The 17,437-nt window shown below is 61.1% G+C and carries 17 protein-coding genes; 3 read left to right on the forward strand and 14 right to left on the reverse strand.

Going from position 1 to position 17,437, the window contains the following annotated elements; all coding sequences use genetic code 11:
* Positions 1 to 270: 270 nt before the first annotated feature.
* The 11 genes from ACR0NT_RS15330 to trpS all read right to left on the reverse strand — a co-directional run bounded on the left by ACR0NT_RS15330 (position 271) and on the right by trpS (position 9,840).
* Positions 271 to 1,281, reverse strand: coding sequence for an ABC transporter permease (locus tag ACR0NT_RS15330; RefSeq protein WP_170673501.1), 1,011 nt, complete (start codon positions 1,279 to 1,281; stop codon positions 271 to 273).
* A complete protein-coding gene (locus tag ACR0NT_RS15335) occupies positions 1,281 to 2,375 on the reverse strand; it encodes an ABC transporter permease (protein WP_170673499.1) in 1,095 nt (364 codons plus the stop codon). Before ACR0NT_RS15335 ends, ACR0NT_RS15330 begins: the two co-directional genes overlap by 1 nt.
* Position 2,376: 1 nt before the next feature.
* Positions 2,377 to 3,906, reverse strand: coding sequence for an ABC transporter ATP-binding protein (locus tag ACR0NT_RS15340; RefSeq protein ID WP_170446108.1), 1,530 nt, complete (start codon positions 3,904 to 3,906; stop codon positions 2,377 to 2,379).
* Positions 3,907 to 3,993: 87 nt separating this feature from the next.
* Positions 3,994 to 4,992 carry a BMP family ABC transporter substrate-binding protein gene (locus ACR0NT_RS15345; protein ID WP_170446105.1) on the reverse strand — a complete coding sequence of 333 codons (999 nt, stop codon included), beginning with the start codon at positions 4,990 to 4,992 and terminating at the stop codon, positions 3,994 to 3,996.
* Between the two features lie 159 nt (positions 4,993 to 5,151).
* The gene (locus tag ACR0NT_RS15350; protein WP_170446101.1) at positions 5,152 to 5,565 is read right to left on the reverse strand and encodes a GNAT family N-acetyltransferase; all 414 of its coding nucleotides are present in this window, start codon (positions 5,563 to 5,565) and stop codon (positions 5,152 to 5,154) included.
* On the reverse strand, positions 5,562 to 6,146 hold the full coding sequence (gene tsaB / locus ACR0NT_RS15355) for a tRNA (adenosine(37)-N6)-threonylcarbamoyltransferase complex dimerization subunit type 1 TsaB (protein ID WP_170446098.1): 585 nt from the start codon (positions 6,144 to 6,146) through the stop codon (positions 5,562 to 5,564). The genes ACR0NT_RS15350 and tsaB overlap by 4 nt, the downstream gene beginning before the upstream one ends.
* Complete coding sequence (locus ACR0NT_RS15360; protein WP_170446095.1) at positions 6,136 to 6,699, reverse strand: NifU family protein; 564 nt, start codon at positions 6,697 to 6,699, stop codon at positions 6,136 to 6,138. The genes tsaB and ACR0NT_RS15360 overlap by 11 nt, the downstream gene beginning before the upstream one ends.
* A gap of 69 nt (positions 6,700 to 6,768) precedes the next feature.
* Entirely contained in the window at positions 6,769 to 7,362 is a 594-nt protein-coding gene (locus ACR0NT_RS15365) for a 2-hydroxychromene-2-carboxylate isomerase (protein WP_170446092.1), read from the reverse strand.
* A gap of 9 nt (positions 7,363 to 7,371) precedes the next feature.
* Complete coding sequence (locus ACR0NT_RS15370) at positions 7,372 to 7,827, reverse strand: universal stress protein (protein WP_170333417.1); 456 nt, start codon at positions 7,825 to 7,827, stop codon at positions 7,372 to 7,374.
* A 61-nt stretch (positions 7,828 to 7,888) separates the two neighbouring features.
* Complete coding sequence (locus ACR0NT_RS15375; protein WP_170446089.1) at positions 7,889 to 8,752, reverse strand: branched-chain amino acid aminotransferase; 864 nt, start codon at positions 8,750 to 8,752, stop codon at positions 7,889 to 7,891.
* A gap of 59 nt (positions 8,753 to 8,811) precedes the next feature.
* Positions 8,812 to 9,840, reverse strand: coding sequence for a tryptophan--tRNA ligase (gene trpS / locus ACR0NT_RS15380; protein WP_170673496.1), 1,029 nt, complete (start codon positions 9,838 to 9,840; stop codon positions 8,812 to 8,814).
* Between the two features lie 86 nt (positions 9,841 to 9,926).
* Here trpS and ACR0NT_RS15385 point away from each other — a divergent pair, with 86 nt between their 5' ends.
* On the forward strand, positions 9,927 to 10,613 hold the full coding sequence (locus tag ACR0NT_RS15385; RefSeq protein ID WP_170446083.1) for a rhomboid family intramembrane serine protease: 687 nt from the start codon (positions 9,927 to 9,929) through the stop codon (positions 10,611 to 10,613).
* Here ACR0NT_RS15385 and murJ read toward each other — a convergent pair whose 3' ends face one another.
* The 3 genes from murJ to ACR0NT_RS15400 are packed head-to-tail and all read right to left on the reverse strand — an operon-like array spanning position 10,614 to position 16,103.
* Entirely contained in the window at positions 10,614 to 12,155 is a 1,542-nt protein-coding gene (gene murJ / locus ACR0NT_RS15390) for a murein biosynthesis integral membrane protein MurJ (RefSeq protein WP_170673493.1), read from the reverse strand. It lies immediately after the preceding gene.
* A complete protein-coding gene (locus ACR0NT_RS15395) occupies positions 12,152 to 14,971 on the reverse strand; it encodes a [protein-PII] uridylyltransferase (protein WP_170446077.1) in 2,820 nt (939 codons plus the stop codon). Before ACR0NT_RS15395 ends, murJ begins: the two co-directional genes overlap by 4 nt.
* The gene (locus ACR0NT_RS15400; protein WP_170673732.1) at positions 14,931 to 16,103 is read right to left on the reverse strand and encodes a penicillin-binding protein activator; all 1,173 of its coding nucleotides are present in this window, start codon (positions 16,101 to 16,103) and stop codon (positions 14,931 to 14,933) included. Before ACR0NT_RS15400 ends, ACR0NT_RS15395 begins: the two co-directional genes overlap by 41 nt.
* Before the next feature lie 88 nt (positions 16,104 to 16,191).
* Between ACR0NT_RS15400 and rsmI the strand changes: the two genes are divergently transcribed.
* The gene (rsmI, locus tag ACR0NT_RS15405; RefSeq protein ID WP_170673490.1) at positions 16,192 to 17,049 is read left to right on the forward strand and encodes a 16S rRNA (cytidine(1402)-2'-O)-methyltransferase; all 858 of its coding nucleotides are present in this window, start codon (positions 16,192 to 16,194) and stop codon (positions 17,047 to 17,049) included.
* Between the two features lies 1 nt (position 17,050).
* A complete protein-coding gene (locus ACR0NT_RS15410; RefSeq protein ID WP_170673487.1) occupies positions 17,051 to 17,422 on the forward strand; it encodes a YraN family protein in 372 nt (123 codons plus the stop codon).
* Positions 17,423 to 17,437: the final 15 nt, after the last annotated feature.

The following is a 17,437-nucleotide window of genomic DNA, read 5'->3' on the forward strand; positions in this document are numbered from 1 at the left end:
TAATGCGGCGCGTTGGGGGCAAATCCCACGGCCACATGGTGAATATCGAACGCACGGGCTGGCCCCGGTTAATTCGATTTGGCTGAAGAATAGGAAGGCACCCGAAAAGCGGGCGTTTTTGTGTTTCCGGTACCCTGATGTGGGAAGGTCCGATCTCGGCTATCACAGGAAACACACTCATACCCCTTTAGAGCGGTTGCCGCATGTAAAATCAACTCTACATGCGGCACTGCGGCGAACTGGACTGACAGGAGTTCGGAACTGGACCTGTCAGCGTTCTTTCACATAGGGCTCGCCCCCGGCGCGCGGTGGCACCGCTTTGCCGACGAACCCGGCCAGAATGACCACGGTCAGGATATAGGGCAGGGCGTCCATCACCTGCACCGGGATGACCACACCGCCCAGATCGATGTTCTGGAACCGCAGTGCAATCGCCTGCAGCAGACCGAACAGAAGACAAGCCCACATTGCGTGCCAAGGCCGCCATTTCGCAAAGATCAGCGCGGCCAGGGCGATGAACCCGCGACCGGCCGTCATTTCCTTGACGAATCCGGCCTGCAGGGCGGTCGCCAGATAGGCCCCCGCGATCCCACACAATACGCCGCAAATGGCAACGGCGGCAAAGCGCAGGCCAACGACGGACACGCCAGCAGTATCCACGGCTGCCGGGTTTTCACCAACAGCGCGCAGGCGCAGGCCGAACCGGGTGCGGTACAAGATCCACCATGTCAGTGGAACCATCAGGAAGGCCACATAGACCAGTATGGAATGGCCGGATATGAGTTCGGAGTACACCATGTGAACTGAATTGGCGTCAGACATCAGTTCAGAAACCGGCTGCCCCGTTAGTTCAGCATCTTCGGGGCCGATTGCATAAGGGAACTCTGCGGATTCGAATCGAGCTCCGCCGAAGAGAGAAGGCGTACGCCCGCCCTGCTTGAACCAACTTTGTGCGATCAACACGGTAAGGCCAGATGCAAGGAAGTTGATCGCTACGCCCGAAATCAACTGATTGCCTCTGAAGGTGATCGAGGCCAGCCCGTGCAATCCTGACAGAACCAGTGAGGATGCGATACCCGCCAGAAGGCCCAGCCAGACCGACCCGGTCACGGCGGCCACAGCTGCCGAGAAAAACGCCGACATCAGCATCTTGCCTTCAAGACCAATGTCGAAAATGCCCGCGCGTTCGGAATAGAGCCCCGCCAGACAGGCCAGCAGCAGCGGCGTAGCCAGACGGATCGTCGAATCGAGGACCTGGATGAGGGTAAGGAAAAACTCCATCACTCTGCCCCCTTCCGCAGGCTCAGGAACAGCTTTTCAAGCGGCATCCTGACCATGTTGTCCAAGGCTCCGGTGAACAGGATCACCAGTGCCTGAATGACCACGATCAGCTCACGCGGGATCGAGGTCCACAGCGCCAGCTCGGCCCCACCCTGATAGAGGAACCCGAACAGCAGCGCGGCCAGGAACACGCCAAACGGATGTGACCGCCCCATCAGCGCCACGGCGATGCCGATAAAACCCGCGCCTTCGGTGGAGTTGAGGACGAGCCGTTCCGCCTCGCCCATCACGTTGTTGATCGCCATCAGACCGGCCAGCGCACCCGAGATCAGCATCGCGACAATGGTGATACGAACCGGCGAAATCCCGGCATAGATGGCCCCGGTTTCCGAATGGCCATAGGCACGGATTTCATAGCCCAGCCGCGTGCGCCAGATCAGCGCCCAGACAACGAAACAGGCCAGAACCGCCACGAAGAACGAGATATTCGCAGGCGCGCCCCGGAACACCACGTTTTCGGCGGTCGAGAACATCGACTGGAAGGTCGGCAGATGCACCGCCTCAGGGAAACGCGCTGTTGCCGGGTCTTGCGAGCCCTGCGGGCGCATGACGTTGACCAGCATATAGTTCAGGAAGGCGGCTGCGATGAAGTTAAACATGATCGTGGTGATCACGATATGGCTGCCGCGCTTGGCCTGCAGATAGGCCGGGATCGCGGCCCATGCGGCACCGAACAGGGCCGCGGCAAGCCCGGCGCCCAGCAGGGCGATGCTCCAATGCGGCCATGGAATGTAGAGGCAGGCCATGGCAACGCCCAGCCCGCCCAGCATCGCCTGGCCCTCACCGCCTATGTTGAACAGCCGGGCGTGGAAGGCTACCGCCACCGCCAGCCCGGTGAACATGAAGTTGGTCGCGTAATAGAGCGTGTAGCCCCAGCCATAGGTCGAACCCAGCGCGCCGGTGACCATCAGATTCACCGCCTCGACCGGGTTTTCACCAATGGCGAGGATCACCAGCGCTGAAAGGATTGTGGCCAGTATCAGACTGATCAGCGGGATCAGGACGACATCGGCCCATTTGGGCATTTTATCCATGTTACGCGGCCTCTCCCGCAACGCCGGCCATCAACAGGCCCAGTTCTTTTTCATCTGTCTCATGAGGCAGGCGTTCGCCCATGATATGTCCGTCAAACATCACCGCTATCCGGTCGGACAGCGAGAAAATCTCTTCAAGCTCCACCGAGACCAGCAGGATCGCCTTCCCCTGATCGCGCAGGGCGACGATCTGTTTGTGAATGAACTCGATCGCGCCGATATCGACGCCACGGGTGGGCTGACCGACCAGCAACAGGTCAGGATTCCGCTCAATCTCGCGCGCGACGACAATTTTCTGCTGGTTGCCGCCCGAGAAGCTCTTGGCGGTCAGCCAGCCGTTCGGCGGGCGCACATCGAATTTCTCGATCTTGGCTTCGGTATCGGCGCGCAGGGCGGCGTTGTCCATGAAGATGCCGCGTTTGTAAGCCGGGTCGCGGTGATAACCGAAAGCCACGTTTTCCCACGCGTGGAAGTCCATGATCAGCCCTTCGCGCTGGCGGTCTTCCGGGACGTGGGCAATGCCCTGTCCGCGGCGGGCCTGTCCGTCAGAGCCATGCCCGCTAAGCGCCAGAGGCGCACCGTTCAGCTTGATCGAGCCCTGACCCGGACGCATCCCGCCCAAAACTTCCAGCAGTTCCGACTGGCCATTACCGGCGACGCCTGCAATGCCGACGATTTCCCCGGCCCGCACGGTCAGATCAATACCCTTGACCCGTTCAACGCCCGCCTGATCGAAAACGCGCAGGTTTTCGACCTCAAGAACAGGTTTGCCCGGTTTCGCGGGCACCTTATCGACCTGCAGCAGAACCTTGCGGCCCACCATCAGTTCGGCCAGCTCCTCGGGGCTGGTTTCGGCGGTCTTGACCGTGGCCGTCATCTGACCGCGCCGCATGACCGAAACAGTGTCGGTGTTTTCCATGATCTCGCGCAGCTTATGCGTGATCACGATGATCGTCTTCCCTTCGGCCCGCAGCCGGTCGAGGATGCGGAACAGCTGGTCCGCTTCGGCCGGGGTCAGCACGCCGGTGGGCTCATCAAGAATCAGGATCTCGGCCTTGCGGTACAGCGCCTTCAGGATCTCGACCCGCTGCTGCATCCCGACGCCGATCTCGTCGATGCGTTTGTCGGGGTCGACGAACAGCTCGTATTCTTCCTCAAGCTCTTTCAGTTCCTTGCGGGCCTTGGACAAAGACGGGGCCAGCAGCCCGCCATCCTCGGCGCCCAGAACGATATTTTCCAGAACGGTGAAATTCTCGACCAGTTTGAAATGCTGGAACACCATCCCGATGCCTGCCGCAATCGCGGCCTGACTGTCAGGAATGTCGGTCTTGGTGCCGTTGATCCAGATCTCGCCTTTGTCGGCTTTGTAGAAACCGTAGAGAATGCTCATCAGCGTGGATTTGCCCGCGCCGTTTTCACCGATGATCCCGTGGATCGTGCCGGGGGCGACGCTGATGGAAATGTCTTTGTTGGCCTGAACCGGCCCAAAGGCTTTGGAAATCCCTTTGAGCTCAATGGCGGGGACGGTCATGTCGTGTCCTCAGATTGCCGAAGGGCCGCGCGGACCGCGCAGCAGAGTGGATGCGAGGCGGAGGTCAAACCCCCGCCCCGCGCAATATTAGAACTGCAGTGCCGGGCAGCTGTCGTTCTCGTAATAGCTGACAACGCTGACATTGCCGTCGATAATGTCCTGGCGGGCTTTTTCAACGGCCGCTTTCATCTCATCCGAGACCAGTTCAGCGTTGTTTTCGTCCATCGCAACGCCAACACCGTCTTCGGCCAGACCCATGGCGAATACACCGGTTTCCAGGCCGTCGCCCGCGTTCATCGCGTCGTAGACGGCGACGTCAACGCGCTTCAGCATCGAGGTCAGAACCTTGCCCGGGTGCAGGTGGTTCTGGTTGCTGTCCACGCCGATCGACAGGATGCCTTCGTCGGCTGCGGTTTGCAGAACACCGACGCCGGTGCCGCCAGCGGCAGCATAGACCACGTCCGCGCCTTGGCTGATCTGTGCTTTGGTAAGTTCAGAACCCTTCACCGGGTCATTCCAGGCCGCCGGAGTGGTGCCGGTCATGTTTGCAACCACGTTGATATCCGGGTTCACGGCCTTCGCACCTTGCGCGTAGCCGCAGCCGAAATGACGGATCAGCGGGACATCCATACCGCCAATGAAACCGATAGTGCCGGATTCCGAGGCCATGGCGGCCATCATGCCGACCAGGTACGAGCCTTCATGCTCGGCAAAGCCAACCTGGCGCAGGTTCGGCGCGTCCAGCCAGTTCACATCGACCACGACAAATTTCGTGTCGGGGTAATCACCGACAACCGTGCTGAGCGGATCGGCCATTGCGAAACCCATGGTGATGATCGGGCTCAGGCCAGCTTCGGCGAAACGGCGCAGGGCCTGCTCGCGCTGGGCTTCGGACTGCAGTTCGATCTCACGGTAGGTGCCGCCGGTTTCCTCGGCCCAACGCGACGCGCCGTTATGTGCGGCCTCGTTGAACGACTTGTCGAACTTGCCGCCCAGGTCAAAGATCAGGGCCGGTTCGGCAAGGGCCGCACCAGCAGTCAGCGCGACGGCGGCGGCAGCGCCCATCAAGGATTTCATCAGGGTCATTTCATACTCCCGTTTGTTATTGTCGGTCGGGGCCAAGATAGCCCCGGTTACCCACTGTGAGCGAGCATAACTGTTGTGATGGCGGGAATTAAGGGCGTTTGCAACAGGCCGGGTCAACTGATTTTTGACCGGTTGGTCGAAAAAATCAGTTGCGGCCCCTCAGGTCAGATCGCATTCCATGACAATGGCGTCGATTTTTCCAGCGTTTTCGCGCAGATAGTAGCCTTTGCGCAGGCCGCAGGGCCTGTATCCGCACCGTTCATAGAGCGCGATGGCGGGGTGGTTGTCTGCCGCAACGTCCAGAAAGGCCCGGGTCGCGCCCAGATTTCGGGCTGTCGCGTGCCATTCGTGCATGGATTTCAGTGCCAGACCCTGCCGTTGGTGGCTGGGATGGGTTGCGATCGTCAGCAGCTCGGCCTCATCCGCGATGACTTGGAACAGGGCAAAAGACTCAGTGTTCCCAATCGCATGGGTGAATCGGTTGTCCAGAAGATCGGTAAACTCCTGATCCGTCCAGGGGCGCGACTGCGTGAAAGCCGCCGCGTGGATATGGGCCAGATCCTGCGGGGTCATCCGTCCAGCAAGGCAGGGGGCGTGTCTTTCGACGGCGCCGCGTCGGCGGGCCGCACATAAAGCGGGGCCGGGGGCGTGGTGACGCTCTGCCAGTTTTGCGCCGCCAGCCGGGCGATGGCCCGCACCTGTGCGTCCGCATCATCGTTCAGGTTCAGGGTCCCGAGTGATTCTGCCTGTTCCTGCGCCATCAATGCCGGGTTCTGCCCCGGCAACGTGACATAGACCTGTTCGCGCGGGGCGCGGATAGCGGGCAGCCCATCGCCGATTTCGGCCAACGCGTCGAAGCCCGAAACGCCCACGGCCGGTATTCCAAGCCCCAGCGCCAGACCCCGCGCGGCCGAGGCCGAAATACGGATGCCGGTGAAGTTCCCCGGCCCGATTCCAACGCCGATGGCCGTCAGGTCACTCCAGATGCAGTCTGCTTCGGCCAGAACTTCTTCCAGCAGCGGCATCAGCCGTTCGGCCTGACCGCGTGACATGGGTTCGGTGCGGGAGACAAGGATGCTGTCACCCCGCAACAAAGCGGCCGCGCAATGCGCGGCCGATGTATCAAACGCCAGAATCAGCGGGTCAGACGGCAACGGGGCGTACCTCGGTCACCTCTGGGATGTAATGGCGCAGCAGGTTCTCGATCCCCATTTTCAGCGTCAGGGTCGAGGACGGGCAACCCGCGCAAGCACCCTGCATGTGCAGGTAGACGACGCCGCGGTCAAACCCGTGGAAGGTGATGTCACCCCCATCCTGGGCCACCGCCGGGCGTACGCGGCTGTCCAGCAGGTCCTTGATCTGGTTGACGATTTCTGCGTCCTCACCGGTGTGTTCGGCATGGCCCGAAGCGGCCTGGGCGTCCGAGCCAAGTACCGGCTGACCGGACTGGAAATGCTCCATCACCGCGCCCAGAATGGCGGGCTTGATGTGGTCCCACTGAACGTCGTCAGATTTGGTTACGGTCACAAAGTCATTGCCCAGGAAAACGCCGGTCACACCGCTGACCGTAAAGATGCGCTTGGCGAGGGGCGATCTCTCGCCGGCTTCCGCCGTGGGGAAGTCTGCGGTTCCAGCCTCCAGAACGATCTGGCCGGGCAGGAATTTCAGCGTTGCGGGGTTCGGCGTGGATTCGGTCTGGATGAACATGTCACGGCTCCGTTTCAGTTGTGACTGATATGCGGGTCCGCGCCGGGGAAGTCAAGATTTGGAACCGTTCTAAATTTCGACCGCCAGTTGCATGGCTTCATCCAGCCGGTCGTCGCCCCAAAACAGCTCATCCCCCACCAGAAAGCTCGGAGCCCCGAAAATCCCCTTGGTCTGGGCCGTTTTCGTCTGTTCGATCAGGGCGGCCTTGATGTCGGGGTCCTGACAGCGGGCCAGTGTGTCGGCAGGCAGGTTGGCCTGCGACAGGCAATCAACCAGCACATCGTCGTCCGAGATGTTCAGGCCATCGACAAACTCCGCGGCGTAAACAGCGCGGACAAACGCAGCTCTTTGCGGTTGGGCGTCGATCGACAGAACAAGCCGCGCGGCTTTCAGGCCATTTTGCGGAAACGGATCAGGCCGGGTGAACCGCACGCCGCGCCGGGCCGACAACCGCTCCATATCGCGCCACATATAGCGTCCTTTGGCAGGGTAGATGTTGAACGGCGAATTGTCCCAGCCTTGCGCGGCGAAAATTGGACCCAGCAAAAAGGGATGCCATTCGACCGAGACCCCGTGCTGCGCCGCCAAATCCTCGATCCGCACCGCGCTGAGATAGGAATAGGTCGAGGCGAATTCGAACCAGAACTGGATGCTGCGCGGCATGGGCTGGCCTCAGGTGATCTCTTCCAGCTTTTCCTTGCTCAGGTCGCCGGGGACGATGGTGATTGGGATCGGCAGGCTGCCCGAATTCTTGGTCAACTGCGTCACCAGCGGGCCGGGGCCTTTCTTTTCGACTCCCGCGCCCAGCACCAGAACTCCGATCTCGGGGTCAGACTGGACGTGTTCGATGATTTGCGGAACCGGGTCGCCTTCGCGGATGGCCAGTTCCGGGTCAACGCCCTGCTTGTCGCGCATCCACTTGGCGAACACCTCGTAATGGGCGTGGATACGTTCACGCGATTCTTCGCGCATGGTTTCGGCCACCCCGATCCAGTGGTTGAACTCATCCGGCGGGATGACCGACAGGATCGTTACGCCACCGCCCGTATGGGCTGCACGCATGGCGGCAAAGCGCATCGCGTTCAGGCATTCGCGGCTGTCATCCAGAACGACCAGAAATTTGCGCATGAAGTGTCCTCGGTTATTTCAGGCGATCATGCCCGACCAGATGCACGCTGGCAACCAGAGCCTAGCCTGTGCTTGCCGCCCAGTCCCAATACATCTCGCGCGCACGGCGGGCGATGGGTCCGACCTGATATTGGGTGTCTTCGATTGCGGTGACCGGGGTGATCTTGCTCATGTTGCCGGTCATGAAGACCTCATCCGCCTTGTGGAAATCGTCAAAGCTGAGGATGGCTTCGTGCACGGTAACGCCATCGGCGCGCAGGTTCTTGATATGGCGGGCGCGGGTGATCCCGGCCAGAAAGGTGCCGTTAGGGACAGGGGTGAAGACCTCTCCGTCACGGACCATGAAGATGTTGGCGGTTGCGGTTTCGGCCACATGACCCAGAGCGTCCGCGACCAGCGCGTTCGAAAACCCGTTGGAGCGCGCCTCTTGCAGCATTCGTGCGTTGTTGGGGTACAGGCACCCGGCCTTGGCATTCACGACCGAGGATTCCAGAACCGGGCGGCGGAACCGCGTATATCCCAGCGTGACCGAGGCGGTTTCAGGGGCCATCGGAATCTCTTCCAGACAGATGGCAAAGCCAGTGCTGTTTTCCTGCGGGACGATGGCCGTGGCGTCGCCGTCGATGCCCCAATACATCGGGCGGATGTAAACGGCAGACTCGGGGCCGAAGGCTTTCAGTCCTTCGTGGACGATCTCGACCATCTGTTCGGTGGTCACCGAGGGCGTCAGCATCAGCGCCTCGGCGGATCGGTTCGTGCGGGCGCAATGCGCCTCAAGGTCGGGCGCCATGCCGTCGAAAAAGCGTGCGCCATCAAAGACTGACGATCCCAGCCATGACCCATGGTCGGCCGCGCGCATGATTGGGGCGTTCCCATCATGCCACTGACCTTCGAAATAGGTGCGGATGTTCTTGCCGACTGCCATGACGCCCTCCCCAGCTTTTGCGCAAACCTAGGAAGGCGTTGAGGCAAGGTCCAGAGCAATCAGCCCTGTTTTGCACCAACCATGCCCACGATTTCGTAGGTCTGCTGCAGGATCGGGGCCGCAATCGCCCGCGCTTTTTCCGCGCCCTTGGCCAGAATCTGGTCGATTTCGGCCTCTTCCCCCATCAGGCGGGCCATTTCGGACGAGATCGGCGCCAGTTTCGCAACCGCCAGCTCCGCCAGCATCGGTTTGAACTCACCGAACTGTTTGCCACCCATTTCGGCCAGAACCTGCTCGGCCGTCTGGTCGCTGAGCGCGGCGTAGATGTTGACCAGATTGCGCGCCTCGGGACGCTCCGACAGGCCATCGATTTCCGAGGGCAGGGCGTCCGGGTCGGTCTTGGCCTTGCGGATTTTCTTCGCAATTGTGTCCGCATCGTCGGTCATGTTGATCCGCGTCATGTCTGACGGGTCCGAAGACGACATCTTGCGCGAGCCGTCCCGCAGGTTCATCACCCGCGGTGCGGGGCCGCCGATCACCGGCTCAGTCACCGGAAAGAAATCGACGCCATAGTCATGGTTGAACTTGATCGCGATGTCGCGGGTCAGTTCCAGATGCTGTTTCTGGTCTTCCCCCACCGGCACATGCGTGGCGTGATAGGTCAGAATGTCCGCCGCCATCAGCGCCGGATAGGCAAACAGACCCAGCGAGGCGTTCTGCGCGTTCTTGCCCGCCTTGTCCTTGAATTGCGTCATCCGCTGCATCCAGCCCATCCGGGCGATACAATTGAAGATCCACGCCAGTTGCGTGTGCTCGGGCACCTGGCTTTGGTTGAACAGGATCGATTGCTCGGGGTCCAGACCGGCGGCGATAAAGCCTGCGCAGACCTCGCGGGTTTTTTCACGCAGGCGGGCCGGGTCCTGCCAGACGGTGATCGCGTGCAGATCAACCATGCAATAGATGGTCTCGAACTCAGGTCCCTGCATGTCGACGAACCGCTTGAGCGCACCCAGATAGTTGCCAAGGTGCAGGTTTCCCGAAGGCTGGATGCCGGAAAACACGCGCGGCGTGAACTTGGTTTCGGTCATCGAAGGGAACTCCCGTCTGGAAAAATCAGCCCCCGTCGCTTACCCATGAGGCCAAGGGACGTCAACAGCCGCGAAAGGCCAGCCCAATGAGCAGTGAGAATTATACACCCGCAGTGAACCCCCTGCCGCCGGTTGTGGTGGCGCTGGTGGTGTTCATCATGGGGGTGGAACTGGCCTTCACCCTGGGTACGCGTGGTCTGGTCGGCGGGCCGTCGGCGGTGGGCTGGCGGCTGGACGCGCTGCAAAGCTATTCCTTCTCGCCTGATATCTTCGACTGGATGGTGGAAAACGGGCGCTGGCCGTTTGAACATGTGATCCGGTTTGTGACCTACCCGTTCGTGTCCGGCAGCTTTACGCAGGCCATCTTTGTCTGTGTTTTCCTGCTGGCCATGGGCAAGATGGTGGCCGAGGTCTTTGGCGGGTTTCAGATGCTGGTGGTCTTTGTGCTGTCCGGCGTGGGCGGTGCGCTGGCCTATGCGCTGCTGCTGGACCCGAGCTATCCGCTGGTCGGAGGGTTCCCACCGGTCTACGGCCTGATCGGTGCGTTTACATGGCTGCTGTGGCGCAAACTGTCGCTGGTTGGTGAAAATCAACACCGTGCCTTTGGCCTGATCGCGGCTCTGATGGGCATCCAGCTGGTCTTTGGCCTGCTGTTCGGCGGCACCTCGGATTGGGTGGCCGATCTGGGCGGGTTTGCCACCGGGTTTGGTCTGTCCTTCTTTCTGGCGCCGGGCGGCTGGGCGCGGATCGTGCGACGTATCCGCCGCGACTGATCACGACCGGCGCAGGGCCTTTCTGAACTCGGACACTTCGAACGCGCCGAACAGGTGGCCGAGGAAGAAATAGCTGGCCGCCGCAACCTTGATCAGGAGGATCAGCGCCAGATAGCGCCAGCCGGGCAGGTCGAAGGTCCAGCCGAACAGGTGAATGGCGGCATACAGCACAACGCCCATCCCCAATGACGCCGCCACGATGCGCCACGCCCGGCGTTTGAACCGGTCATCAAACCGCGCCTCTTCGCCCATCCGGCGCGCACCTATGGCCAACAGGGCGACCATCGCCCAACCGGCGGCCGAGGCCGCAATGGCAGGCGCGATCCACCCCACCAGCGGATAAAGGCCAAAGGCCAGCCCCGCATTCACGATCATAGCGACCACGGCATAGTGGAACGGGCGTCGCGTATCCTCGCGCGCGAAGAACAGCGGCTGCAGCAGTTTTTGCAGCATGAAGGCGGGTAGGCCTATGCCATAGACAGCCACCGCCAGCGCCGTGGCGGTGGTGTCTTCTGCGCTGAACTGGCCACGCTCGAACAGGACCGAGACGATCGGGTTGGGCAGAACCACAAAGGCCACGGTCGAAGGGATGGTTAGCAACAGCGTGAACTCTCCGGCGCGGGAAAAGGCGTTGCGGGCACCGTCCTTGTCCCCGGCGCGCAGCCGCCGCGACAGGTCGGGCAGCAGCACGATGCCAACTGCGATGCCCACCACGCCCAGGGGCAGTTGATATAGCCGATCTGCCGCGAACAGCCAGCTCACCGCCTTTTCGGTCTTCGAAGCAACCAGTTGCCCCACCACCAGATTGACTTGCGTGACCCCCATGGCGAGTGCCGCCGGAACAGCGATGCGGACCATGCGGCGCATTTCGGGGCTGAGTTTCGGCAGGCCGGGGCGGATGCGAATACCCGCCCGTTCGGTGGCGATCCAGACCAGCGCCAGTTGCGCGATGCCCGCCAACGGGATGACGGTGATCAGCCATCGGATCACTTCGCCGCCCATCGCCGCCCCGGTGATCAGGGCCGTACACGCAAAAATGTTCAGCAACACGGGCGCAGCGGCGGCAGCTGCAAAGCGCCCGGTGGCGTTCAGAACGCCCGAAAACAACGCCGCCAGCGACATGAACAGGATGTAAGGAAAGACGACGTAGCCATAATCCACCGCCAGATCGAACCGTTCATCCCCGTGGAACCCCTCGGCAGTGATCCAGACCAAAGCGGGCATGAACACCATTGCCAGCCCGACCAGCGCCAGAACGGCCACGGCCAGCAGGTTGAACGCGTCCTGCGCAAAGGCTTCGGCGTTCTCGTCCCCCTCCAGCCGTTTCGAAAACATCGGCACAAAGGCCGCGTTGAATGCGCCTTCGGCAAAGAAGCGGCGGAACATGTTGGGCAGGCGGAAGGCGGCGACAAAGGCATCCATCACCGGCCCCGGTCCGATATAGGCGGTCAGCAGGATTTCCCGCAGGAAGCCCAGTATGCGGCTGGCCAAGGTCCAGAACCCGACCGTGAACAGGCCTGAAAACAGCCGGATCTGCTTCATGAGGCCGCGCGCTCGGCGCCTTCGGTGATGGCTTTGCGCAGCTTGCCTTCAAGCGTGCGCTGCTTGCTTTCCGAATGGTATTTCAGCCCGAACATGTCCTTGACGTAGAACGTGTCCACCACCTGCTCGCCATAGGTCGCGATCACCGCGTTGGCGATATAGACATTGGCCGCGGCCAGCGTGCGCGTCAGATCATACAGCAGGCCGGGACGGTCGCGGGTGTCGACCTCGACGATCGTGTAAATCTCGGACCCGTCATTGTCGAAGGTGATATGGGTGGGCACGTTGAAGGCACGCTCGCGCTTCTTGATCTTGTCACGCGATTTCAGCGCGTCGCGGGCGACGACCTCGCCTTTCAGCGTCTTGTGGATCATCTGGGTCAGGCGTGGCAGGCGGCTGGCTTCGAACGGATGACCCTCGGCATCCTGAATCCAGAACGCGTCGGTCACATAGCCGTCCTTGGTGGTGTAACTGCGCGCATCCACCACGTTGGCCCCGACCAGCGCCAGAGCCCCTGCGATCCGCGCAAAAATCCCCGGATGGTCGCCCATCGCGAAACAGGCGCGGGTGGCGTCGCGGTCTTCGTCGGGATGCAGCCGGATTTCCATCTCACCCGGGTCGCCGCTGTGTTCCAGCGCCCGCAGCATCTCGGCAAATTCCACATGGGTCGACAGGTTCAGACCCTGCCAATAGGGCGGATAATGCCGCCCGGTCTCGGATTTGAGGTCGGCTTTGGACCAATCGGCAAGTTCTGCCCGCAGCGCTTTTTTCGCCTCGGTTCCGCGATTGGCGCGGTTGAGGTCCTCCATCCCGGTTTCAAGCGCGCGTTTGGTTTCCGCGTGCAGGGCCCGCAGCAGAGTGGCCTTCCAGTTGTTCCATGTATTTGGGCCGACGCCGCGAATATCGCAGACCGTCATTACCGTCAGCAGGTCCAGCCGCTTGACCGTCTTCACCGCCTTGGCGAAATCGCGCACCGTGCGCGGGTCCGAGATGTCGCGTTTCTGCGCCATGTCCGACATCAGCAGGTGATAGCGCACCAGCCATTCCACGGTTTCGGAGTCCTTTTTGCTCAATCCCAGCCGCGGGGCGATTTTGCGCGCCATCTGCGCACCCAGGATCGAGTGATCTTCAGGCCGCCCCTTGGCGATGTCATGGATCAGCAGGGCCACATACAGAACCTTGCGATTGACGCCCTCTTTCAGGATCGACGAGGCCAGAGGCAGCGATTCCACCAGCTCTCCGCGTTCGATCTGATTCAGGTTGACGATACACTGGATGGTGTGCTCATCGACCGTATAGCTGTGATACATGTTGAACTGCATCATCGCCACGATGTGTTCGAACTCGGGCAGGAAGGCCGACAGGACACCCAGTTCGTTCATCCGGCGCAGGGCGCGTTCAGGGTTGCCGTGTTTCAGCATCAGATCAAGGAAGATGCGCTGCGCCTCCTTGTTTTCGCGCATATCTTCGTCGATCAGATTCAGATTGGCGCTGACCAAACGCATCGCGTCCGGGTGGATCAGCATGCCCGTCCGCAGCCCCTCGTCAAACAGGCGCAGCAGGTTCAGCTTGTCGGCCAGAAACGTTTCGGGGTCAGCCACATCCAGACGGCCATGCACGACGGCATAGCCCGATTTGACACGGGGGCGGCGGCGAAAAATCCGCTCGAGCAGCGCCGCGCCCTTCATATGGGTCGCTTCCAGCTTGGTCAGGAAGATCCGCGTCAGCTCACCCACCCGTGTCGCCTCGCGGAAATAGCGCTGCATGAAGACTTCGACGCCTCGGCGGCCGGCCCGATCCTCGTAGCCCATGCGGGCTGCGACCTCGACCTGCATGTCAAAGGTCAGCTGTTCCGTGGCGCGCCCGGTGACCAGATGCAGGTGCGACCGCACCGCCCAGAGGAAATCTTCGGCCTTCACGAAGGTCTCGAACTCATCCGGTGTGAACAGCCCCAGCGGCACCAGTTCGGCCACATCCTGAACGCCATAGATGTATTTCGCGATCCAATAGAGAGATTGCAGGTCGCGCAGCCCGCCCTTGCCCTCTTTGACATTGGGCTCGACCATATAGCGCTGGCCCTGCTTCAGGTGGCGCTCGTCGCGTTCCTGTAGCTTGGCTTCGATGAATTGCCGTTCGGTGCCCTTGAACAGGTCGGATTTCAGACGGGTGTCCAGCTCTGTTCCAAGGTCCTTTTCCCCGGCCAGATATCGCTGTTCCAGCATGGCGGTGCGGATGGTGAAATCCTCGGTGCCCAGCCGCAGACAATCCTTGATGGTGCGCGAGGAATGACCGACCTTCAGCCGCAAGTCCCACAGGATATACAGCATGGATTCGATCACGCTCTCGGCCCAGGCGGTGATCTTGTACGGCGTCAGGAAAAGCAGATCGACGTCAGAAGCCGGGGCCATCTCACCCCGCCCATAGCCACCCACGGCCATCACCGCGATCTTTTCCCCCTGCGTCGGCGTGGCCAGAGGGTGCAGTACTTCGCTGGAGACGTGCATCGCCGTGCAGACCAGCCCGTCGGTCAGGTAGGTATAGGAATGGGTCAGCGGCCGTGCGTCAAAGGGGCGTTTGGCAAAGGCATCGGCAATGGCCTGCCGCCCGGCTTTCTGGACGTCACGCAGAATCCGCACGGTTTCGTTCCGCCGCGCACCATTGTCCGAGGTCTTGTCAAACGCTTCCGACAACTGTGCCATCACGGCGGCGCTGTCGAATATGTCATCGGCCGGGCAGATCAACTCACCCTTCGGGATAAGCGTCAGCACCGATTGATCAGAATCCGGCGCCGGTGAAGCTTTGTGGGGCAGGGTCAATCACTACTACCTGTTTATTCTGGATCGTGGCCACAGCCAGACCGCGTTCGTTGGTGCCGTTCGGACGCAGGCGGAAGATGCCACCGACGCCTTTGAAACCGGCGTTCTGTGTCAGCGCCGAGGCGGTCAGCGCATTGGATTTGCCCTGTGCCACCAATGTGGCGATAGCGGCAATACCGTCGTAGGCAAGGCCGCTATTTGGGTGCGGCGCTTCGCCGTAAGCGTTGTTGTACCGCTGGCGAAAAGTCTGCGCCTTGGTTTGGTCTGGAAGTGCGAACCAGCCACCTTGCAACCCGGGTAACTCGAGAGTCTGAGCAGGAATGTTCCAACGAGTTAACCCAATGTATTGAGTTGAGGCCGGAGAGATACCCGCTTCCGGCAAAAGTTGGCTGTAATACGACAACGCGCCAGCGTAAGTCGAGGTCAGGAAGATTGAGTCCGCGCCAGATGAGTCCACTGTGGCTTTAATCGTGGGAACCGAATTTATGACCCCTTGTTGCGACCTGTCGTAGCCCACTGATCCAGAATTAGCCACATTGCTGTTCGCCAATGCGCTGGAGATTGCAGCTTGTCCTAATTGTCCGGCGGTATCGTTGCTGTGAACGATAACCACTCCTGTTTTGCCTTGGCGACCGGCAAAGTTGACAAGACGGTTGGCCGTGTTTTCAAACGTGTATCCTAAGACAAAGACGTTCCCACCGGCGATGCTTGTGTTGTTCGAGAAGGACAGAACATTCACATTGCTGCTCAGCACGGCCAAGCCAGCGGAATTCGCCGCTTGTGCATAGACCGGCCCCAGAATGATCTTGGCCCCGTCGGCAACCGCGCGCTGCGCAACCTCGGCGGCCGTGTTGGAACTGCCGCGGGTGTCATAGACCCGCAGATCAATCTTGACGTTCTGCAGGTCCGACATTGCCAGACGGGCTGCGTTTTCAAGGCTGCGCGCCAGTGCGGCATCGCCTGACTGCCCCGATCCGGCGGGCACCAGCAGGGCGACAGGGACAGGTTCGGATGTGTTGATCGACGGCCCACCGCCAATGGTGCTGACATCACAGGCGGCCAGAAAGGCGGCGGTTGCCAGTACGGCGGCGGTGCGCGCCAGCTTGCGAACGGGCTTGCAAACGGTAAACATCTGAATGAAAACTCCCTGTCCCGGCGGCTTGGAGTGCCACCATTCTATTGAGCCGCGATAATAAACGTCACGCTGTGAGGGTCCAGCTTTGAATTTCCAAAAAGTCAGATTGGGCGCCGGCCTGTATTTTGTTGCCACTCCGATTGGTACGGCACGCGACATCACGCTCAGGGCGCTGGATGTGCTGGCTTCGGCGGATGTGGTTGCTGCCGAAGATACCCGCAGCCTGCGTCGGTTGATGGAGATTCACGGCGTCCCGCTCGAGGGGCGGCGCATTCTGGCCTATCACGACCACAGCGGCGCAGGTGCGCGCGGCAAGATTCTGGACGCGCTTGGCGAAGGGAAATCCGTCGCCTATGCGTCCGAGGCCGGAATGCCGCTGATCGCCGATCCCGGCTATGATCTGGGGCGGCAGGCCGCTGAGGCCGGGCATCTGGTGACCTGCGCGCCCGGACCGTCGGCGGCCCTGATGGCGCTGACCTTGGCGGGCTTGCCGACGGATGCGTTCTTTTTTGCCGGGTTCCTTCCAAATGCCTCTGGTGCCCGCCGATCGCGGATCGAGGCGCTGCGCGACGTGCCCGGAACGCTGGTATTTTACGAGTCGCCGAAACGCGTCGCGGCCTGCCTGTCGGACTTGGCCGAGGTGTTAGGCGAAAACCGTTCAGCTGCGATGTGCCGTGAGTTGACCAAGAAGTTCGAAGAAGTCCGGCGCGGGTCTCTGGGAGAATTGGCGGCAGAGCTGAAAGCGCAGACTGTCAAAGGTGAGATCGTCCTGTTGGTGGACCGCGGACATTCGGAAACTGTTAACGAATCCGACGTAGAAGAGGCTCTGAAACGGGCTCTGGAAACCCATTCGGTCCGGGACGCGGCGGATTTGGTGTCGGAAATGTATAAACTGCCGCGTCGTCCGATCTATCAGAAGGCCCTGAAACTGGGAAAGGGGTGACATGACCGCGCGATCCGTCCGAAGTTCGGTTTCCTATCACGCCGGGCAGGCGGCGGAGCAGCAGGTGGCATCCGAATACGAACGGCGTGGCTTCTCAATCGCGCATCGCCGCTGGCGCGGAGCCGGGGGTGAGATCGATCTGATCGCCCGCAACGCAGACGGCGTCGTTTTCATTGAGGTCAAGAAAAGCACCAGTTTCGAGACGGCCGCAGCCCGGATCAGCCGCCGCCAGATGGACCGAATTTACACCTCTGCCGCTCAGTTTCTGGAAACCGAACCTGACGGGCAACTGACGAATACCCGGTTTGATGCGGCCCTGGTGGACGCCTCGGGGGCTGTTCAAATCATCGAAAACGCCTTTGGTCAGGCCTGACCCCCATTGAACCCA

This window comes from Ruegeria sp. AB10 (assembly GCF_056542745.1).